Annotated in this window: 22 protein-coding genes; 14 read left to right on the top strand and 8 right to left on the bottom strand. The window is 59.2% G+C overall.

Annotated elements, in window-relative coordinates; translation table 11 throughout:
* Positions 1–195 precede the first annotated feature (195 nt).
* The 8 genes from ACG74X_RS05965 to ACG74X_RS06000 all read left to right on the top strand — a co-directional run bounded on the left by ACG74X_RS05965 (position 196) and on the right by ACG74X_RS06000 (position 7,472).
* Positions 196–1,017 (top strand): DUF2059 domain-containing protein, encoded by an 822-nt coding sequence (locus tag ACG74X_RS05965; protein WP_411233235.1) that lies wholly within the window; start codon positions 196–198, stop codon positions 1,015–1,017.
* Between the two features lie 189 nt (positions 1,018–1,206).
* Positions 1,207–1,860 carry a 50S ribosomal protein L21 gene (locus ACG74X_RS05970; protein WP_411233236.1) on the top strand — a complete coding sequence of 218 codons (654 nt, stop codon included), beginning with the start codon at positions 1,207–1,209 and terminating at the stop codon, positions 1,858–1,860.
* Positions 1,861–1,873: 13 nt separating this feature from the next.
* Positions 1,874–2,143 (top strand): 50S ribosomal protein L27, encoded by a 270-nt coding sequence (gene rpmA, locus ACG74X_RS05975; protein WP_411233237.1) that lies wholly within the window; start codon positions 1,874–1,876, stop codon positions 2,141–2,143.
* A gap of 106 nt (positions 2,144–2,249) precedes the next feature.
* Positions 2,250–2,792, top strand: coding sequence for a GNAT family N-acetyltransferase (locus ACG74X_RS05980; RefSeq protein WP_411233238.1), 543 nt, complete (start codon positions 2,250–2,252; stop codon positions 2,790–2,792).
* A gap of 52 nt (positions 2,793–2,844) precedes the next feature.
* Positions 2,845–3,879 (top strand): GTPase ObgE, encoded by a 1,035-nt coding sequence (gene obgE, locus ACG74X_RS05985; RefSeq protein WP_411233239.1) that lies wholly within the window; start codon positions 2,845–2,847, stop codon positions 3,877–3,879.
* On the top strand, positions 3,867–4,973 hold the full coding sequence (gene proB / locus ACG74X_RS05990; RefSeq protein ID WP_411233240.1) for a glutamate 5-kinase: 1,107 nt from the start codon (positions 3,867–3,869) through the stop codon (positions 4,971–4,973). Before obgE ends, proB begins: the two co-directional genes overlap by 13 nt.
* A 50-nt stretch (positions 4,974–5,023) precedes the next feature.
* Positions 5,024–6,289, top strand: a complete 1,266-nt coding sequence (locus tag ACG74X_RS05995) for a glutamate-5-semialdehyde dehydrogenase (RefSeq protein WP_411233241.1) — start codon at positions 5,024–5,026, stop codon at positions 6,287–6,289.
* Positions 6,290–6,407: 118 nt separating this feature from the next.
* Entirely contained in the window at positions 6,408–7,472 is a 1,065-nt protein-coding gene (locus tag ACG74X_RS06000; protein ID WP_411233242.1) for an ABC transporter ATP-binding protein, read from the top strand.
* A 7-nt stretch (positions 7,473–7,479) separates the two neighbouring features.
* Here ACG74X_RS06000 and ACG74X_RS06005 read toward each other — a convergent pair whose 3' ends face one another.
* The 3 genes from ACG74X_RS06005 to ACG74X_RS06015 form a co-directional block, all read right to left on the bottom strand.
* A complete protein-coding gene (locus ACG74X_RS06005; protein WP_411233243.1) occupies positions 7,480–8,538 on the bottom strand; it encodes a flagellar motor switch protein FliG in 1,059 nt (352 codons plus the stop codon).
* A 218-nt stretch (positions 8,539–8,756) separates the two neighbouring features.
* Entirely contained in the window at positions 8,757–8,921 is a 165-nt protein-coding gene (locus ACG74X_RS06010) for a carbohydrate-binding module family 14 protein (protein ID WP_411233244.1), read from the bottom strand.
* A 74-nt stretch (positions 8,922–8,995) separates the two neighbouring features.
* Positions 8,996–9,421, bottom strand: a complete 426-nt coding sequence (locus ACG74X_RS06015) for a DUF6314 family protein (RefSeq protein WP_411233245.1) — start codon at positions 9,419–9,421, stop codon at positions 8,996–8,998.
* Between the two features lie 194 nt (positions 9,422–9,615).
* Between ACG74X_RS06015 and purB the strand changes: the two genes are divergently transcribed.
* On the top strand, positions 9,616–10,920 hold the full coding sequence (gene purB / locus ACG74X_RS06020; protein WP_411233246.1) for an adenylosuccinate lyase: 1,305 nt from the start codon (positions 9,616–9,618) through the stop codon (positions 10,918–10,920).
* Positions 10,921–10,991: 71 nt separating this feature from the next.
* Here purB and ACG74X_RS06025 read toward each other — a convergent pair whose 3' ends face one another.
* From ACG74X_RS06025 to ACG74X_RS06040, 4 genes are all read right to left on the bottom strand, one after another.
* Complete coding sequence (locus tag ACG74X_RS06025; protein WP_411233247.1) at positions 10,992–12,122, bottom strand: saccharopine dehydrogenase family protein; 1,131 nt, start codon at positions 12,120–12,122, stop codon at positions 10,992–10,994.
* Complete coding sequence (locus ACG74X_RS06030) at positions 12,119–13,168, bottom strand: saccharopine dehydrogenase (protein WP_411233248.1); 1,050 nt, start codon at positions 13,166–13,168, stop codon at positions 12,119–12,121. The genes ACG74X_RS06025 and ACG74X_RS06030 overlap by 4 nt, the downstream gene beginning before the upstream one ends.
* A gap of 179 nt (positions 13,169–13,347) precedes the next feature.
* A complete protein-coding gene (locus tag ACG74X_RS06035; RefSeq protein ID WP_411233249.1) occupies positions 13,348–14,007 on the bottom strand; it encodes a histidine phosphatase family protein in 660 nt (219 codons plus the stop codon).
* A 77-nt stretch (positions 14,008–14,084) separates the two neighbouring features.
* Entirely contained in the window at positions 14,085–14,399 is a 315-nt protein-coding gene (locus ACG74X_RS06040; protein WP_411233250.1) for a DUF1476 domain-containing protein, read from the bottom strand.
* A 193-nt stretch (positions 14,400–14,592) separates the two neighbouring features.
* On the opposite strand from ACG74X_RS06040, the gene purC reads away from it, so the two are divergent.
* The 5 genes from purC to ACG74X_RS06065 all read left to right on the top strand — a co-directional run bounded on the left by purC (position 14,593) and on the right by ACG74X_RS06065 (position 19,511).
* Positions 14,593–15,354: a phosphoribosylaminoimidazolesuccinocarboxamide synthase gene (purC, locus tag ACG74X_RS06045; RefSeq protein WP_411233341.1), complete on the top strand. Its 762-nt coding sequence runs from the start codon at positions 14,593–14,595 to the stop codon at positions 15,352–15,354.
* Positions 15,355–15,441: 87 nt separating this feature from the next.
* Positions 15,442–15,672 carry a phosphoribosylformylglycinamidine synthase subunit PurS gene (gene purS, locus ACG74X_RS06050; protein WP_411233251.1) on the top strand — a complete coding sequence of 77 codons (231 nt, stop codon included), beginning with the start codon at positions 15,442–15,444 and terminating at the stop codon, positions 15,670–15,672.
* Complete coding sequence (gene purQ / locus ACG74X_RS06055; protein WP_411233252.1) at positions 15,672–16,340, top strand: phosphoribosylformylglycinamidine synthase subunit PurQ; 669 nt, start codon at positions 15,672–15,674, stop codon at positions 16,338–16,340. Before purS ends, purQ begins: the two co-directional genes overlap by 1 nt.
* Positions 16,341–16,408: 68 nt before the next feature.
* Entirely contained in the window at positions 16,409–18,172 is a 1,764-nt protein-coding gene (locus ACG74X_RS06060) for an ATP-binding protein (protein ID WP_411233342.1), read from the top strand.
* A 4-nt stretch (positions 18,173–18,176) separates the two neighbouring features.
* On the top strand, positions 18,177–19,511 hold the full coding sequence (locus tag ACG74X_RS06065) for a sigma-54-dependent transcriptional regulator (protein WP_411233253.1): 1,335 nt from the start codon (positions 18,177–18,179) through the stop codon (positions 19,509–19,511).
* A 79-nt stretch (positions 19,512–19,590) separates the two neighbouring features.
* On the opposite strand, the gene ACG74X_RS06070 is transcribed toward ACG74X_RS06065, so the two are convergent.
* On the bottom strand, positions 19,591–20,631 hold the full coding sequence (locus tag ACG74X_RS06070; protein WP_411233254.1) for an ornithine cyclodeaminase: 1,041 nt from the start codon (positions 20,629–20,631) through the stop codon (positions 19,591–19,593).
* Position 20,632 lies beyond the last annotated feature (1 nt).

Here is a 20,632-nt window from a genome sequence, read left to right on the forward strand (position 1 = left end):
TGGTGCCTCAGGCGCAATCATGCGCAAGCCTCTATCAGCTTTTTCGCAATCGCGCTATGCGCGTGTATGATCCCGGCAGAATGTCGTTGCGTTAGGCGCGCGGCCCGGCGGGCGCTGGCTGATCACGGGGGTTTGGGTTGGCATTGCGCCGGGCAAGCCATAGGTAAAGCCCAAAGCGGTAACCATGAGGGCAGGATGATGCGCAATCTGTTGGCGACGGCAATCACCGGCATGACCTTTGCAATATGGACCGGTCTCGCCCAGGCCCAAAGCACGGATGAGCTGTTGGAGGCGCTGGGTGTACCGCAGATCGTCGATGTTATGCGGGATGAAGGCATCGTCTATGGCGATACTCTTGCGGCGGATATGGTGCCTGGTGGCAGCACCCCGTCCTGGGACGCCACGGTTGCGCGGATCTACGATGAAGACCGCATGTTCGAAACCGTGCGTCAGACATTCAGTACCGAATTCGGCGATGCGGATTTAGAGCCGTTGCTGGCCTTTTTCACATCCGAAACCGGGCAGCAGATCGTGGGTCTGGAACTTAGCGCGCGCACCGCGATGCGCGATCAAGAGATCGAAGACGCCGCCCGCGCGGCCTTTCGCGATCTGGAGGGGACCGAATCCGAGACGCTCGCCATGATATCGGAATTTGTCGATACAAATGATCTGGTCGAGGCAAACCTCGTCGGCTCGCTTAACGCCAATTACATGTTCTATCTTGGATTGGTCGATGGCGGGGCGTTGGATATGTCGGAACAGGATATTCTGACCGAGGTCTGGTCGTCTGAGCCGCAAACCCGGTCGGATACACGCGAATGGGTTTATGCGTTTTTGCTGATGGCGTACCGCCCCTTGGCCGACGGCGTGGTCGAAGACTATACCGAATTGTCCAAAACAGATCCCGGACGCGCCTTGAACCGGGCCTTGTTTGCAGGGTTCAACAAGATGTATGATGACATTTCATATGCGCTTGGGCGGGCGGTTGCGCGCCAGATGCAGGTTCAAGAGCTTTGACCCCCCCAAACCCGTTGACAAACGGGTCTGCGCGCCGCATAAGCCGCGCACGGCAAGACGGGGCTTCGGTCCCGCTTTTGTTTTTTGTAGACACAACGTTCTGAAACAGAGCGCGCTGTCCGAGGTGGGAATGCCCAGAAACGCCGGGAAACCGGGGCCAAAGGATGCGGATGACAAAGGAAAGACACGATGTTCGCGGTGATGAAAACCGGCGGCAAGCAGTACAAGGTCCAATCGGGCGACACACTGCGCGTCGAAAAACTGGCTGCCGATGCAGGCGAGAAAGTCCAGTTCAATGAAATTCTGATGGTTGGTGGCGACAAGGTTGTCGTTGGGGCCCCCTTGGTGGATGGCGCTGCTGTTCAGGCCGAGGTTGTGGACCAGATCAAAGGCGACAAGGTCATCAACTTCGTCAAGCGCCGCCGCAAGCACAGCTCGAAGCGGACCGTGGGTCATCGTCAGCAACTGACGCTGTTGCGCGTGACAGACATTCTTGAATCGGGCGCGGACAAGTCGGGCGTCAAGGCGGCCGTGGGTGCGGGCTCTGTATCCGGTGCGGCTGTTACGGCAGCGGCCCCGAAAAAGACCGCGCCGAAAGCTGAAAAAGCGGCTCCGAAAGCAGAGGCACCTGCCGCTGCGTCTGGCGCAGACGATCTCAAGCAATTGTCCGGCGTCGGCCCCGCACTTGAAAAGAAACTGCACGACGCAGGCGTTACATCCTTTGCGCAAATCGCAGCATGGACAGACGCGGACGTCGAGGAATTTGGCGAGAAACTGTCGTTCAAAGGCCGGATCGAGCGTGAAGGCTGGATCGAACAGGCCAAAGAACTGGCATCGAAGTAAGGAGACCTGACCTATGGCACATAAAAAAGCAGGCGGTTCATCCCGCAACGGTCGCGACTCTGCCGGACGCCGTCTTGGCGTCAAACTCTACGGTGGCCAGTCCGCGATTCCCGGCAACATAATCGTGCGTCAGCGCGGCACAAAGTTCTGGCCGGGCGAAGGCGTGGGCATGGGCAAGGATCACACGATCTTTTCCACCGTCGACGGCAACGTAACCTTCCACAAGGGCCTCAAGGGCCGTACCTTTATTTCGGTTCTTCCAGTGGCGGAGGCCGCCGAGTAAGCCGACCTTAAGGTTTTGACAAAACAAAGGGGATCGGCGGAACCGCCGGTCCTCTTTTTCGTTCGGGAAGGGGGCCCGTTCTATGTCTGCGATGAGGAGAGAGCGGATGAGTTTGGATAGCACTGTCACACTGCAACCTGTTATAGATACAGAGCGGTTCGTGTTGCGGCCTTTGCAAGTTTCGGATGTCGGTCTGATCGAGCATTACACAAGCGACAAGCGCGTGGCGGGTATGACCAGCTCGATACCGCACCCGCTTCCGCCGGGTGCTTGCCAGGCGTTTGTAGACCGTGCCCAGGCCCCGGACCGCGATGAGGATGTGTGGGCTATTGATGGCACTCAGGCAGGCGGACCCGAGGTGATGGGGGTGATTTCACTGCAACGCATGGATCGCAACCAATCGGAAATCGGGTATTGGGTGGCACCGCCGTTCTGGAACACCGGGCTTGCCTCGGATGCGGTCAAGGCGTTGGTGGCTGCCAATCCGCTGAACAACAAAACCATCTTTGCCAGCGTGTTTCAGGACAATCCGGCCTCGGCCCGTGTGCTGACCCATTGCGGCTTTGAATATATCGGCGATGCGGAATCCTTTTCCGTCGCGCGCAACGCAACCGTCCAAACCTGGACCTACCTGAAACGTATGGGCTGACGCGCGGCTTCAAATTCTGTAGACCGCGTGCAATCTGATCAAAGGCATACACATGAAGTTCCTCGATCTTTGCAAGGTCTACATCCGTTCCGGCGCGGGCGGGAATGGCTGCATCAGTTTCCGCCGCGAGAAATACATCGAATATGGTGGTCCCGATGGCGGTGACGGTGGACGCGGCGGCGATGTTTGGGTCGAAGCGGTCGATGGCCTGAACACGTTGATTGATTTTCGCTACCAGCAGCATTTCTTTGCCGACAATGGCCGCCCCGGTGCCGGCCGCCAGCGCACGGGCGCGGATGGCAAGGACATTGTTCTCAAGGTTCCGGTGGGCACCGAAATTCTGGATGAAGACGAAGAGACCGTGCTGGCCGATCTGACCGAACTGGGCCAGCGTGTTTTGCTGGCCAAGGGGGGAAATGGCGGCTGGGGTAACCTGCATTTCAAAACCTCGACCAATCAGGCCCCGCGCCGGGCCAATCCGGGGCAAGAGGGCGTGGAGCGCACGATTTGGCTGCGGCTCAAACTGATCGCGGATGTGGGGCTTTTGGGCCTGCCCAACGCGGGAAAATCTACCTTTTTGGCCGCGACGTCCAATGCGCGGCCTAAAGTGGCGGATTATCCTTTCACCACGCTGCACCCCAATCTCGGGGTTGTTGGCGTCGATGACGCCGAATTTGTCGTCGCCGATATTCCGGGGTTGATCGAAGGCGCGCACGAGGGCCGGGGGCTGGGGGATCTGTTTCTTGGTCATGTGGAACGCTGCGCCGCGCTGTTGCATCTTGTGGATGGAACATCCGGCACCCTGCTTGACGACTATCAGACGATCATTGATGAATTGCAGGCCTACGGGGCGGGGCTCGCGGACAAGCCGCGCATCACCGTGTTGAACAAGATCGACGCGCTTGACGACGAAGAACGCGCCTTTCTGAAAGAAGAGCTGGAAGACAAGGCCGGTCACGAGGTCATGCTGATGTCCGCCGTTTCAAAAGAAGGGCTGACCGAGGTGCTGCGCGCATTGCGCCAATACGTCAAAACCAGCCGCAAACGCGAAATCGAAACCGAGGAGACGGACCCTTGGCAACCCTGAGCGACGCGCGTCGGCTGGTTGTCAAAATCGGGTCGGCACTTCTGGTGGACGCCGCCGATGGCTCTTTGCGCCGCGATTGGCTGGTGTCCTTGGCGCAGGATGTGGCGCGGATCAAATCCCGCGGAACGGACGTCATCCTGGTGTCCTCGGGGTCTATCGCCCTCGGGCGCGGTGTTCTGAACTTGCCGCCTTCCGTGCTGCCGCTTGAACAATCGCAGGCCGCTGCCGCTGTCGGCCAGATCCGGTTGGCGCGGGCCTATGAAGAGGCGCTTGCGCCCCATGATCTGACCACCGCACAGGTGCTCGTCACACTGGAAGACAGCACCAATCGCCGTCGTTATCTGAACAGTCGCGCCACCCTGGAAACCCTGGTCGGGTTTGGCGTGGTGCCGATTGTCAATGAAAACGACACGGTTGCGACCGATGAAATTCGCTATGGCGACAATGACCGACTGGCGGCGCAGGTGGCAGCGACGGTCGGAGCGGATCAATTGATCCTGCTGTCGGATGTTGATGGCTTTTACAGCGCCAATCCCATGCACGACCCCACTGCGATGCATTTTCCAATCATCGACTCGATCACACCTGAAATTGAAGCGATGGCCGGCGATGCGGGATCGGGGCTGTCGAAAGGCGGGATGAAGACCAAAATCATGGCGGCAAAAACCGCCACAATGTCTGGCTGTGCGATGGCCATCACCGAAGGATCGTCGCTGCATCCGCTGCAAGCTTTGGAAGATGGCGCGCGCGCCACATGGTTTACACCGCAACTGGACCCGCACGCAGCCCGAAAACGGTGGATTGCGTCAATGAAACCTCAGGGCACGTTACGGGTCGATGAGGGGGCCGCGCGGGCGTTGCAACGCGGCACGTCGCTTTTGCCACCCGGTATCGTGGGGGTGTCCGGAACCTTTGGGCGGGGTGATCCCGTCGCGATCGCGGATGCGACAGGGCGCGAACTGGGGTTCGGTCTGACGCGCTATACCGCAACCGAAGCGCAGGCCATCAAGGGGCATAACTCGGCCGAGATCGAGGAAATTCTGGGCTATCCCGGACGTGCCGTGGTAATACATCGCGATGATATGGCGATTTGATCGCCGCAAGAGCACGACCGACCCGCTGACACTGCTGAAAGGCCAAAACGATGAAAGACCTGACAGATATTCCTGCGCTGATTCAAGATTTGGGATCGCGCGCCAAAGCCGCGGCCCACATGTTGGCGTTTGCGCCGGCGCAGCAAAAGAAAGACGCCTTGCTTGCGGCGGCTGACGCGGTCTGGGCGCAGCGCAAGGACATCATCGCCGCCAATGCGCAAGACCTTAAGTATGGTCGCGACAAAGGCCTGAGCGATGCGATGATGGATCGTTTGTTGCTGGATGAACCGCGCGTGAAAGCGATCGTCGACGGTCTGACCGCCGTGGCCGAACAAGACGATCCCGTGGGCGCGGTGATGGACGAATGGGACCGTCCAAATGGGCTGCATATCCAACGCATCCGCACGCCGCTAGGGGTGATCGGCGTGATCTACGAATCCCGCCCCAATGTCACGGCGGATGCCGGTGCGCTTTGTTTGAAAGCGGGAAATGCGGTGATTCTGCGCGGTGGATCTGAGAGCTTTCATTCGTCGACCGCGATCCATGCCTGTCTGGTTGCGGGCCTGCGCGCCGCCGGTTTGCCCGAAGACGCGATTCAGCTGGTGCCGACACGGGATCGCGCGGCGGTGAGCGAATTGCTGACCATGACCGATTATGTGGATGTGATTGTTCCGCGCGGCGGCAAGGGGCTTGTCGGGCTGGTACAGCGCGAGGCGCGCGTGCCGGTCTTTGCGCATCTGGAAGGCATTGTTCATATCTATGTCGATAAAGACGCGGATCCGGTCAAAAGCCTTAACGTGATCCTGAATGCCAAAACCCGGCGGACCGGAATTTGCGGCGCGGCTGAATGTTTGTTGATCCACAAGGATGTCGTGGACACCATTGGTCAAGGTGTCATTCGCGCCTTGATTGATGCCGGGGTCGAAATGCGTGTGGATCAGGCGCTGCTGGCCATCGAGGGCACTGTTGAAGCCAGCGAAAGCGACTGGGGCTGCGAATATCTTGACAGCATTCTTGCAGCAAAAGTGGTAGACGATGCGGATGCCGCGATTGTGCATATCAATCGGTTCAGTTCGAACCACACCGATTGCATCCTGACCGAGGACGACGCGACCGCGGCTCGGTTTTTTGAACGGATCGACAGTGCGATTCTGATGCGCAATGCGTCGACCCAGTTTGCCGATGGCGGGGAATTTGGCATGGGGGCCGAGATTGGGATCGCAACCGGAAAGATGCATGCGCGCGGTCCGGTCGGGGCACAACAACTGACCAGTTTCAAATACATCGTCGTGGGGGATGGCGCGACCCGCAGCTGAGGGGTTGCCGCCGGGAAATTGGCCTGTTACCTGAGCGTGAATAATCCGACCCTTTCGCTCGGAAACTCGTGAGGCAGCGTTGACCAAAGCCCATCCTCGGCTCGAAATCCGTAATATTGTGCGTGACTATGATGGCAAGCGCGTCGTGGATGACGTGTCTTTGACGATCGAGCCGGGCCATGTGACCTGTCTGTTGGGTCCATCGGGGTGCGGCAAGTCGACGACATTGCGCATCATCGCGGGTGTCGACATGCAAACCAGCGGCACGATCCATGTGGATGGCGCGCTGGTCTGCGATACGGTGTTCCGCCTGCCTCCGGAACGTCGGTCGATCGGATTGATTTTTCAGGATTTTGCGTTGTTCCCGCATCTGACGGTGGGGGACAATGTCGGCTTTGGCCTGAGCGGGTCGCGTAGCGATAAACGGCCCCGCGTTACCGAATTGCTGGAGCGGGTGGGGCTGTCGCATTATACCAACGAATTCCCGCATATGCTGTCTGGCGGAGAGCAGCAGCGGGTCGCTTTGGCCCGGGCCATTGCGCCACGGCCATCTATCATGTTGATGGATGAACCGTTCTCTGGCCTGGACAACAGATTGCGCGATGGCATCCGCGATGAAACCCTCGCTCTGCTCAAAGAGGAGGGGACATCGGTTCTTTTGGTGACGCACGAACCCGAAGAAGCAATGCGGATGGCAGATGAAATTGCCCTGATGCGCGATGGCAAGATCGTTCAGCGCGGTGCGCCCTACAACATTTATAACGCGCCGGCGGACAAGGCCGCTGTGGCGTTCTTTTCCGATATCAATCTGTTGACAGGCACGGTTCAGGGCGCACTGACAGACACGCCCTTCGGGCAATTTCTGGCACCGGGTGTGCCGGATGGTGAACAGGTTGAGATCGTGTTCCGGCCCCAGCATGTCGGCATTGACTTTGACCGCCACGGACGTGGACCAAACCCGACGCCCATGGCCGGTGCCCCGGCGCGTGGTGTGGTAGAGCGGGCGCGTTTTATGGGATCGGAAAGCCTGGTCGAGTTCCGCATGGATCATGACCAAAGCCTGATCCGCGCGACGGTGCCAAATGTCTTTTTGCCAAACGCGGGAACGGTGATGTGGCTGACCGTGCGCCGGGACCGGTGTTTTGTGTTTCGCAAAGACAGTGGAACGGTGATCCGAACCTGACGGAGGCTCACTCGTCTTCCTCCTCCGATGGCATCGTCAAACTGATTTCACCGCTGTCAGACAGATCGCGCACGGCGCGGATGATTGTGCTCATCGCGGCTTCGGCCTGTTTTGGTTTGACCTCTCCCATGTCCGCTGCTGCCTCGCGAAGAGAATCCGCCATACGTGTGGAGATATTTGACAAAATGAAGTCGCATGTCTGTTTGTCGGCGTCTGTAACAGCGCCGGCAATAGCCTGAGCCAGCGTATCTTGTTCCACATCGCGCGTGATCTTTGGTGCATCTATTGCAGCCATGCGTTCGGGGATATGTGCGAAGGTGAAGATGGATTTACGCACCTCTTCGGCAAAAACCTGGTCTTCTTCGTCCAGGGCTGTGAGCAATTCATCCCGTTTGGCCGCGCGGGAAAAGTTCAGGATTGCCCCAACGCGTTTTGACGGCTCTGAGCGGAAGGCTTTTGCAGGTTCTGCATCCAACTGTGTGGCAAGGCTCAGTCCGATTCGATCCACCGCATCGGGTGTGACCGCATCGGTCATCGACATGGCGTAGGCAATGCGGCGCGCCACGTCGCCGGGCAGGCTGCTTAAAAGATCGGCAGCTTTGCTGACATCCAGTTTTGAAACAAGCACAGCAGCCACCTGCACGGATTCGGAGTTCACCAGGGATTGCAGCCGGTCTTTTGGCAAGGCCGCGATGCGTTGCCAGGGATCGCCGATTTGTCGAACACCGGCTTCCTTGCGCAAACGCGCGGCGGTTTGGTCGCTTATCTTGCCATCCAGCGCCGACAATGCGCCGGCAATATCGCCGGGGAATGACAGGCCGATGGAGTCCAGTTCCTGCGCGAATTCTTCGATCACGGCATTCATCGTGGTGCGATCAATATAGCGCATTTCGCCTAACAACTGGGTCAGCTGCATCTGCAAATCCTCTGGCAGGGATGTCAGAGGCACATCGGCACCTTCTTTTAGTATAAATTGCACAATAATCGCCGCTTTGGCACGGCGAGTTAGCGCGGCTGCCCTGGGGGCGGGCGGTGTTCCCATGGGGACCTCTGAAAGCTGCGTCATGATCCGAACTCCATCCTGTTTGATCGTGGATAGGCGCGGAGTATTAACAAAGCGTAGGAGATCGGAATTTTTGTTCGTTTTTTGTTCTGGTCTGATGTTTGGGTTAAAAATGGGCTTCGATCGGCTGCGACGTCAGTTTTTTTACCCGAATCCTAAACAATACACACAAAAAAAGACGGCCAGACCGGCCGCCCTCAGAGTTTTACCAATAGGTCGCTTCAGCCGCTTAGTGTTTTGCAGCTTTGCGTTTCGGCATCGTACACGGTGCCTTCGGCACAGCTCATGGATGCGGTTTCGGCTTTGCCCCATTGGCAACTGGCAAAGCTGGATGTGGCTGTCACAAGAACAACAGCCGATGCAGTCAGAAGGGTCTTGATGGTCATCATTAATCTCCTGTTGTGGAAGCTGGATGGTAGCATTGTTTCCGCATTTGGCAAAATATGTGGGATCAATATGCTTAATTTTCTGTTTTACGCCTGTAGGACGTGGTCATGCGGTAGGCTTTTTGGGGCCCCGAGACATCCCATGTGCTGTGCCAAACCGGCCATGCCGAAAAGTCATAGGTGACATCATACATATCGGGATCGCACCAATGCCGGGCGTTCCGGGTGTTTGGTGGCAGGCTGTGAAACGGGCGGCGATCGTCGAAATCGACGTAAAGGATGTGGTCTTCGCATCGCCAAAAATAGCGGCGTTCCGCCTTGAACGGAGGGTGGCCATCAAGGTGCAGATGCCCCGTTTCAACATAGGCCAATCCGCCAGTATCAGGGGAAAACACGGCCGTGCCATCAAACTGTCCGGTGCGGCCCGAGCGATGATTGTGGATGGAGCGATGAACCAGCCATGTGCCAAGAAACGCTGACAAAGCGGGACGTTTGTTCACCGCTTTATGCCGTTTGTCTTGGCGGTCTGCTGTAATGTGCGTCTGGCTTTGCGTGCTGGTGACGGCCAGACACCCCACGCTGTTTTAGTCAGGGCAAAGCGTCTCATACGGTGTGGGGTCTCTTGTGGCGATGATCTGCGCAGTCTAGGACTGCGCGCAAATTCCGCAAGCCAGCCCATGAAAGGATCGTGCTTATGATCCCCCGCTATTCCCGCCCCGATATGGTTGCCATCTGGGAGCCCGCCACCAAGTTCCGCATCTGGTACGAGATCGAGGCCCATGCCTGTGACGCGATGGCCGATCTGGGGGTGATCCCGCGCGAAAACGCCGACGCGGTGTGGAAGGCCAAGGATGTCGAGTTTGACGTGGCCCGGATCGACGAGATCGAGGCGGTGACCAAGCATGACGTGATCGCCTTTCTGACGCATCTGGCCGAACATGTCGGGTCGGATGAGGCACGGTTTGTGCATCAGGGCATGACCTCGTCCGACGTTCTGGACACCACGTTCAATGTGCAGCTGGTGCGGGCAGCCGATATCCTGATCGCTGATCTGGAAGGGCTGCTGGCGGCGCTGAAGCGGCGCGCCTACGAGCACAAGGACACGGTCCGCATTGGCCGGTCTCATGGCATTCACGCCGAACCCACGACAATGGGTCTGACCTTTGCCCGGTTCTATGCCGAGATGGACCGCAACCTGAGCCGGATGCGTGACGCGCGCGCCGAAGTGGCGACGGGGGCGATTTCGGGTGCGGTTGGGACGTTTGCCAATGTCGATCCGGCGGTCGAGGAGCATGTCTGCGACAAGCTGGGCCTTGTGCCCGAGCCGATCAGCACGCAAGTCATCCCACGCGACCGTCATGCGGCGTTCTTTGCCACGCTGGGTGTGATCGCGTCGTCGGTTGAGAATATCGCCATCGAGATCCGGCATATGCAGCGCACCGAGGTTCTGGAAGGCGCGGAGTTTTTCTCGATGGGGCAGAAGGGGTCTTCGGCCATGCCGCACAAGAAGAACCCGGTGCTGACCGAGAACCTGACGGGGCTGGCGCGCATGGTGCGGTCGGCGGTGATCCCGGCGATGGAGAACGTCGCGCTTTGGCATGAACGGGATATCTCGCATTCCTCGGTGGAACGGATGATTGGGCCGGATGCGACGATCACGCTGGATTTCGCGCTGGCGCGTCTGACCGGTGTGATCGACAAGATGCTGATCTTCCCTGACAACATGCTGGAAAACATGAACAAGTTTCCGGGTTTGGTGATGAGCCAGCGGGTGCTTCTGGCGTTGACGCAAGCCGGGGTGAGCCGCGAGGATGCCTATTCCTACGTGCAGCGCAACGCGCTGAAGGTCTGGGAACACCGGACGGATTTCAAAGAGGAATTGCTTGCTGATCCCGATGTCGTCGCAGCTCTAAGCGCCGAAGAGATCGAGGAGAAGTTCGACCTTGGCTACCACACCAAGCATGTCGACACGATCTTCGCGCGGGTGTTTGCGGAGTAAGCGTTTTCGAAAACGCTTGGTTACGCCATGTGGCCATGGCGTAACCAAAGCGCTTGCAAGCGCCTTAGCACCTAGCTCAGATGATCCACCACCATCAGGTGCTGGGCTTCGGTCTGGACGGCGTCCAACCACCGTTGTACCAGCTTGGGATCATGCGGGGCGGGGCTGACGCCGGGGGCGATTTCGCGGTTGAGCACCGCCTCGATCGCCAGCGCCACAGGGTTTGACACCAGCCGCGCCATCGCCGATCCGCGCGCGTCGCCCCAGGCGTCCATCACGTAGGTCTTGTGCCAGACCGGCGCACCGTCCCGTTCCGCCATCAGATCCACGCACAGCACCACGCGATCCGGTTCGCCGGGGGCATAGGCATTTTTGGCCAGCAAGTCCTCTGCCAATTCGGTCAGCCGCGCGTCATCAGCGCTGCCCATTTCGGCAAAGATGTCAGCCCAGGCGTCGGCCCAGCCATTCAGCCGCAAGGTGCCGCGGACGAATTCCTTGACCTTCCACGTGGGATCGAACTGGTAGTCGGCCATGAAGGGCAGGCTGTCCCGGTTCGGGTAAACCTCAAAGGATTCCGGTGTGGGCAGCGGCGCGTCATAGCGCGAGATGGCGTCCCACGGGTGGGCGACGTCCAGTTCGGTGAAATGGCGGATTGATTTCGACGGTGAGCGCAGCGCCTTGAGTACACCCACCGGGGCCCAGCTGAACTTGTAGCGAAACGCATTGGCCTGTTTCGGCACGCCCCCGCAATAGGATTTGAACGAGACGACGTTGTCGGTGTCATAGGCGGCGCTGGCGCGGTACTCGGCGATCAGGTGATGCGCCATCAGGTGGTCGATGCCGGGGTCCAGCCCCACCTCGTTGACCTGTGCGACGCCTGCCGCGCGCGCGTCGCTGTCCAGCGCGCGCATCTCCGGGGCGATGTAGGAGGACGACACGAAATGCGCGCCCTTGGCGATGGCCATTTTGGCCAGCGGAACGTGCCAGTCGCCGGGCAGCATGGAGACGACCACGTCCCCGGCTTTGGTCTGCGCGGTCAGCGCATCGAGGTCAAAGACATGGATGTCGTCGGTCAGATCCCCCACCGCCGCGCGTGCCCTGTCGGCGGTCCGGTTCCAGACGGTCACGGGTGTGCCGTTCTGGATCAACCGCCGCAGGCCAGGGATGGCCGACAGGCCCGTGCCGCACCAATGTACCGTCATGAGGAAGCCTTTCCGATATGGTCGTCAAAATGTGTTTTGGCCCGGCCCCAGACACCGCGTTCTGGGCTGTCCAGCGTTTTGAGATGGGGCAGCAGCTGCGATGCGAAATCCTCCGAGGATTCGCGGGGCATCAGGGATGGCAGATTGTCGATCGCCATAACATCCAATGGCGGCGCGTGGCACACGCGGGTCACTGGTTCTGTCCAGCTTGTGGCGGCGTCGTAGACCTTGATCGGGGAAAAATCGCTGTCGGGATCGCAGGCAATGTCGCCAATGACCCGCAAAGCCCGGTCGCGGCTGCAGGTGTCTGCAGGCACAAAGACCGGCGTGCCGGGCCGCGCGAGGATGCAGTTGAAAAACAGCGTGTGGTTCAGCACTTCGGGAAACGGACCGCCATGAGCGGTTTCAGTCAAATCCCATTTGGTCACGGACAGGCCAACCGCTTCGCATAAATCGCAGGCCCCGGTGCCGACCCGGCCCAAAGCGCCAATGACCAGCGCGTCCGGCGTGGCCCCGTCAAGCGCGGCCGCCACATCGGCGCGCATCGCCTCAGACGAGGCCCATGTGGATACCGGCGGGCAGGTGCCGTGGTCCTGCGCGGCAAAGGCCAGCAAGGACACAGCGGCACCGGCATAACCGGCCCAGTAGCCAAAGGCGGCCACCCGGCGGCCCTCGGGGTTTTCGAGATATTCGAGATCGTAGAGCGTGCCGCCACCCGCCTTGAACCGCGCCAGCAACCGCTGGCCTGCGGGCTGGCCTTTGTAGGCGTGGCCAAACATGATGTGGCGGTGCCGCAAGGCGGACCCATCGTCCGGCAGTTCTTTCAGGCCAAAGACAATGGCGTCTTTCGGGGCGCGAACCCAGGTGCCATTGGGCGCGATATCCGCACCCGCAGCGCGGAAATGATCAATGGGCACACAGCGCGTGTCGCTGTCTTCAACGGTGACGCGCATGCCTTGCGCAATCAGCTCTGCCACGCCGTCCGGCATGATCCCGACACGCTCTTCATTGTCACGGCTTTCCGCCCGGACCCATAGATGTGTCATACTGCTTTGCGCCCCCAAGCCATTGTCGCTGGCGCACCCTAGCCAGCCGACACAGCGGACAAAAGCCCCGAACGTGGTCTCTCTGTTTCAAAAATATCTCCGCCGGAGGCAAAACAGGCCTGCCAATCGTAGATGAGACCTAACCTGCGACAGGGGCGCGTCGCTTTGGCCTGGACCAGCTAGATATGGGTTTGGGCAAACAGCCTGTCGGGCGTGTCAAGGTGGGGAAGGGCGTTGAATTGGGTCAGCGCCAAATGTCCCTCAAGCGGCAGCCAACTGCTCAGCGATGTGTTCTGGATCGACAAACACACATTGCAAAACGCTGTCATATCCAGCCGAAGGGTAAGCCGCATGGCCATTCCGATCAGCCCCCCTGATGTGACAATCAGGGATCGCCCCGAGGCCGCGCTGATTTCATGCAGGGCATCGCGGACGCGGGTTTCGAAATTGGCAAAACTCTCGGGCGCACCTTCCAGTTTGCCGTCCTGCCAATGCTGAAACAGGCAGGGCAGATGACGCACAAAGCCCTCGCGGGTTGCCGGAAGCGTGATGCCATGCTGCTCTGCCAGCAGCTGTGACATCGTAAAATACTCCAGCTCATTCAAACGCGGATCGCGGGTGACCTGCGCCGGAGAGGCCGCCGCAATACCATCGGCGGTTTCGATATGCCGCTGCAGCGTACCGGTCCAGACATGGGCAAACACGTCCCCCCTGTCGCGGAAATGGGCCCCAAGCCAACCCGCCTGTTTGTGACCCAGAGGGCTCAGCCTGTCATAGCCCCGTTCGTCTTTGGCACCGGAATTGGCTTGTCCGTGACGGACCAGAACGATGTGCGACATGGGGCCTCAGAGCGACAGGACGGCAAAGAACAACACGTCCGCATCTGCGGACGTATCACTGGCAAGAGGGACGGATGTCACTCTTCTTCCATGATCTGGCTTTTGGCAACAACCATCAGCTCTGCCATCTTCGCCCGGATTTCGTCATCGGTGACTTTGCCTGCCACATCTCCAGAGACCTTGCGCACGACATCTTCGTGGCCGGCTTCCTCGAAATCGGCTTTGACAACCTCCTTGGCGTATTCGGCGGCCTCCTGTTCGGATTTGCCCATCAGGTCAGCGGCCCAAAGGCCAAGCAGCTTGTTCCTGCGCGCCTCTGCCTTGAACTGCATCTCGGCGTCATGGGCATATTTATTTTCAAAAGCGCTTTCGCGGTCGTCAAAAGTGGACATGGGGTCGGTCTCCTGCCGGTGGGTCTGTGTTGAAAAAGATATGCCCGCAGGCGGCGCGGGCTTCAAGAGCGCAGGTCGCTTGCGACACCGTTGCGCATGCACTAAGAGGCACCTATCTTTGGATCTCACGCAGGATTCCGACGCGTGCCCAAGCTTCCCGCGCGAATTTGCGCACATGACAGAAAGACCCCGCATGGCCCGTCGCAAGAAGATTTACGAAGGCAAAGCCAAAATCCTGTATGAAGGCCCGGAACCGGGCACGATCGTTCAATACTTCAAAGACGATGCGACGGCATTCAACGCCGAGAAAAAAGACGTGATCGACGGCAAAGGCGCGCTGAACAACCGCTTGAGCGAGTTTTTCATGGTCGGGCTGAACTCGATCGGTGTGCCGACACATTTCATGAAGCGCCTGAACATGCGCGAACAATTGGTCCGCGCTTGCGAGATCATCCCTTTGGAAGTGATCGTGCGCAATTACGCCGCCGGCACGATGGCCAAGCGTCTTGGCATCGAGGAAGGCACCGCACTGCCGCGCCCGGTTGTGGAGTATTGCTACAAGGATGACAGTCTTGGCGACCCGCTGGTCACCGAAGAGCATATCGCCGCCTTTGGCTGGGCCAGTCAGCAGGACATGGACGACATCCTGAGCCTCGCGTTGAGGGTCAATGACTTCATGTCCGGCCTGATGTATGGCGTCGGCATCAAGCTGGTGGATTTCAAGATCGAGATTGGCCGCGTCTACGAGGGGGATTTTCAACGGCTGATCGTGGCCGACGAAATCAGCCCCGACAGCTGCCGCTTGTGGGATATCGAGTCGGGCCGCAAGCTTGATAAAGACGTGTTCCGCCGCGATCTGGGCGATCTGGCGGATGCCTATACCGAAGTGGCGCGGCGCTTGGGCGTGATGCCGGGCAATGCGACACCGATGGAAAAGCCAAAGCTGATCAATTGACGGCAGGCTGCAGTGCGGCCGTTGGATTGGCATATTTTTGAAAAGAAGATGGGTGGGGTATGGCCCCGATCCAAGACGGAGAGCACAATGAAAGCACGGGTGCATGTGATGCTGAAAGACGGGGTCCTCGATCCGCAGGGGGACGCTGTGCGGCACGCTCTGGGGGGGCTTGGTTTTGACGGTGTCGAAAAGGTGCGTCAGGGCAAGATTATCGAGCTGGATCTGGCGGACGGCACGTCTGAGCAGACGGTGCGCGAGATGTGTGAAAAACTGCTCGCGAACACGGTGATCGAAAGCTATCAGATCGAGCTGGCCTGATGCGCGCGGCGGTTGTTGTTTTCCCCGGATCGAATTGTGACCGGGATCTTGCGGTGGCGTTCCGTGCGGCGGGATGTCAGGTCGAGATGGTGTGGCACAAGGATACATCCCTGCCGGATGGAATTGATATTGTCGGACTTCCCGGCGGGTTTTCTTTTGGCGATTACCTGCGTTGCGGCGCGATTGCGGCCAATTCCCCGATCTGCAGCGAAGTGAAAGCCCATGCAGAGCGTGGCGGCTTTGTTCTTGGCATCTGCAACGGGTTCCAAATCCTGACCGAAACCGGTCTGTTGCCCGGCGCGCTGCTGCGCAATGCGGGGATCAAATATATCTGCCGCACGGTTCCGTTGAGTGTTGCAACCACCGACAGCGTCTATACCAGCGGCTATTCCGATGGTCAGGAGATCGCCATCCCGATCGCCCATCATGACGGCAATTATACCGCGTCCGATGCGGTGGTTCAGAAGCTCGACGATGAGGATCGCATCGCCTTTCGCTATCTGGCCAACCCGAACGGGTCGACCGCGGATATTGCGGGCATCCTGTCGGCCAACCGCCGCGTGCTTGGCATGATGCCCCATCCCGAAAGGGCGGCGGATGACGGCCATGGCGGAACCGATGGCACGGCGCTTTTCACCAGCATTGCGAGCGCCTTGGCGGCTGCATAGCGCAGGGCTGGACATCGCGGTGATCTATCCCTGCTTGAGCGCGGCCCGTGTTGCGCCTATCGTTGGGCATGGTCAATGAAAGCAGCTTTTTGAAAGACAACAGACGGTCCGGATCGCTGTCGTGGCAGGTCCGTCTGGCACTTTGTGCATTGATTGCGGTTGCGGTTGCCACGGTTTTTGTCACCAATCACTATTTGACCAATCGCTTCACCGAAAGCACCCAGAACCGGGCTGAACTGCGCCTGGCGCTGTATTCCGGCAATCTGGTGTCCGAGCTGCGCCGGAATGCGATTGTGCCGCAATTGCTGGCGCGCGATCCGGCGCTGATAGGCGCGTTGAATTCGGGTGATTTTTCCCAAAGCTCGCAACGTCTGATTTCCTTTGTGGATGAGATTGGCGCGGCATCTTTGATGTTGCTGGATGTAGATGGTCGCACGGTTGCATCGACCAATCGCGAACGGTTGGGCGAGCAGCACCGCAGCGAGGCCTATTTCGTCGATGCGCTGCGATCCAATGCCACTGTCTTTAGTGCGCAGCGCGAAGAGGTGGGCAGTTTCAATTTCAGCTATTCGCGCCGGATCGAAAGCCAGGGACAATCTATTGGTGTGATCGTGGTCGAGGTCGACCTGGCCAAGTTCGAACGCGCCTGGGCGGGCATTTCGGATGCGGTTCTGGTGACCAATAGCGAAGGGGAGATCATTCTGGCCACCGAGCCGCGCTGGCGCGGACAGACCGTTGAAACCGCGCTCCAACGCGAACCTCCCGACAGCGCCATCGAACGCGCGATCCGGGCCACATCCTATTGGACCGCGCTGCCGGCCGATGCCTATTTCAAAGGCGAGGCAGTCATGCAGATCGAGGGGCGTATCCCGTTCCGCGGCTGGACCATGACAACGTTCACCACCTATGCCAGCGTCCGGGAGCGGGTCAACGCGGTGCTGGCGCTCGAGATCATGGGTTTTGCGATTCTCCTGGCGCTCGCGTTTTATGTGCTGAGCCGCAAGACCGCGCTGCGGATGGCGCTGTTCCAACGCGAGTCGGCAGAGCTTCGCGCATTGAACCAGAGGCTACAGCGAGAAATCGCCGAGCGTGAACGCGTCCAGGAGACGCTCGCGGTGGCCGAACAGACCCTTGCGCAATCGTCGAAACTGGCCGCTTTAGGCGAGATGTCGGCGGCTGTCAGTCACGAGTTGAACCAACCGCTCGCGGCGATGAAAACCTATCTGGCGGGGGCCAAGCTTTTGATGCGGCGCAACCGGGTCGAAGAAGCGTTTTCCGCCTTTTCGAGGATTGATGATCTGATCGAGCGGATGGGCGGCATTACACGTCAGCTCAAGAGTTACGCGCGCAAGGGGCAAGAGGCGTTTTGCCCTGTGAACATGGGCGATGCGCTTACCGCCAGCCTGGCCATGATGGAGCCCCAGCTGAAGTCCCGGAAGGTCAAGATCACCAAGATTTTGCCCGAGGAAAAGGTGCTGGTGATGGGCGATCGGATGCGCATCGAACAGGTCATGGTGAACCTGTTGCGCAATGCGCTGGATGCCACAAAAACCGTGACAGATCCTCAGCTTGAGATCATCCTGGCCAGCGGTGAAACCGCGACATTGGCGATCCGCGACAATGGTCATGGGATCGAAGACCTCGATGCGCTGTTCGAGCCGTTTTACACCACCAAGCAACCGGGGGATGGGGTGGGTCTGGGCCTTGCCATTTCTTCGGGGATCGTGAACGACCTTGGGGGACGGTTACTGGCGCGCAACGCTGAAAAAGGCGGCGCGGTCTTTGAAATGCAGTTGCCGATCTTAAATGAACAGACGCAGGCGGCGGAGTAGGTCCATGGGAAAAGCCATGAAAATTGCGATTGTCGACGACGAAAAAGATATGCGCCAGTCAATCAGCCAGTGGCTGGCCTTGTCCGGCTATGACACCGAGACATTTTCCAGCGCCGAAGAGGCGCTTGGTACGCTTGGGCCGGATTATCCCGGCATTGTAATTTCCGACATCAAGATGCCCGGGATGGATGGCATCCAATTGCTGCGCAAACTGATGGGATCGGACAGCGCATTGCCCGTGATCATGATCACAGGCCACGGCGATGTGCCGATCGCAGTTGAAGCGATGCGCATCGGGGCGTTTGATTTTCTGGAAAAGCCGTTCAACCCGGACCGGATGTCGGACCTTGCCAAGAAGGCCACCAATGCCCGTCGCCTGACGCTGGACAACCGCGCGTTGCGGCGCGAATTGGGGGATGGCAACCAGATGATGCGCAAGCTGATCGGGGCCAGCCCGGCGATGGAGCGGTTGCGCGAGGATATTCTGGATCTGGGCCAGGCCGATGGCCATGTGTTGATCGACGGCGAAACCGGCACCGGCAAGACGCTGGTGGCGCATGCGCTGCACGCAGTGGGAAGCCGGGCGGGCAAGAAATTTGTGCTGATTTCCTGTGCGGCGATGGACGAAGACACGCTGATCCGGCGCTTGTTTGGCCCGATGCAGCCGGATGATACCCGCCTGCCTGCGGTCGAAGAGGCGCGGGGCGGGACGCTGGTTCTGGAAGACATCGAGGCGTTGTCGGATTCCGTTCAGGCGCGCCTGCTGACGATGATCAATGATCAGGGCACACCGCCGGAAACCCGCATCGTGGCCATCTGCAATCTTCAGGACGAAGGGCGCACCTGTGAGGACGCGTTGCGACCGGATCTTTACTACCGGTTGGCAGCGCTCAAGATCACGGCCCCGCCGCTGCGCAATCGCGGTGAGGATATTCTGACATTGTTCACCGCGCTGGCCGAGCAATATTCCGATGAATATGGCTGTGAGGCCCCGCAGGTCAGCGCCCAGGAGGCGGCCCAGTTGCTGCAAGCGCCGTGGCCGGGCAATGTTCGCCAACTGATCAATCTGGCAGAGCGGGCCGTGCTACAATCGCGGCGTGGGACGGGCACCATTGCATCGCTTTTGATGTCCGATCACGAGGAAATGCAGCCGGTGATGACGACCGAAGGCAAGCCGCTCAAGGAATATGTCGAGGCGTTTGAACGCATGCTCATCGACAACACCATGCGCCGCCATCGCGGATCGATCGCATCGGTCATGGAAGAACTGTGCCTGCCGCGCCGGACGCTGAATGAAAAGATGGCCAAATACGGGCTGCAGCGGTCGGATTACCTTTAAGGCGGGCAAGCGCCTTTAAAGGCGCTTGAAAAGCGGTTTTGAAACCGCGTTTTTAAGGGCTTTCGAAAGCCCTTTCTGCTTAGCTCGCGCGCATCAGCATCCCGTAAAGGTCGCGGGGATCGTCCGGGTCGGCCAACAGGTCAAGCGGCAGATTCAGCCCCGTTTCCCGTGTCAGATCATGCACCACACGCAGGGCCGAGAAATCCTCGATGGCAAAGCCGACACTGTCAAAAAGCGTGATCTCTCGGGCCTCAGTTCGGCCCGGCACGGCCCCGGTGATCACCTGCCACAGCTCGGTCACCGGATGGTCCTGCGCAAGTTGCTGAATTTCGCCTTCGACCCGTGTTTGCGGCGGGTATTCCACAAAGATTGATGATCGGAGCAGGATGGCCTGTGCCAGTTCGGTCTTGCCGGGGCAATCGCCGCCAATCGCATTGATGTGAACCCCACTGCCGACCAGATTGTCGCTTAAAATTGTCGCATACTGCTTGTCTGCGGTACATGTGGTCAGGATATGCGCGCCTTGAACGGCCTCTTCCGCCGAGGTGCAGACAACCACGTTCAGACCGGTTTTGCTAAGATTCGCGGCGCATTTCCGGGTGGCATTTGGGTCTTTGTCGTACAGACGCACGGTTGTAATCCCACAAATTGCCTGCATTGCGATGCTTTGGAATTCGGCCTGCGCGCCATTGCCGATCATCGCCATCGTGGTGGCCCCTTTGGGGGCCAGGTGTTTGGCGGCCAAAGCCGACATGGCGGCGGTGCGCAGCGCGGTCAGCAGCGTCATTTCGGACAAAAGCACTGGATAGCCGGTGTTCACATCTGCCAGCAGGCCAAAGGCAGTCACGGTTTGCAACCCCTCGGACGTGTTCTTTGGATGCCCGTTGACGTATTTGAACGCATATTGCGTGTCGTTGGCGGTGGGCATCAATTCGATCACGCCCACGGGGCTGTGGGCGGCGACGCGTGGGGTTTTATCGAAGCTTTCCCAACGGCGGAAATCCTCTTCGATGGCATCGGCGATGCGGGTGATCATTTCGGCCAGGCCGACATGATGCACAATCTGCATCATGTGATCGACCGAAACAAAGGGCACGAGAGCTTTGTCTGACGGTTGCATG

Origin of the sequence: Marivita sp. S0852 (assembly GCF_046591575.1) — a bacterium.
Taxonomy (GTDB): Bacteria; Pseudomonadota; Alphaproteobacteria; order Rhodobacterales; family Rhodobacteraceae; genus Marivita.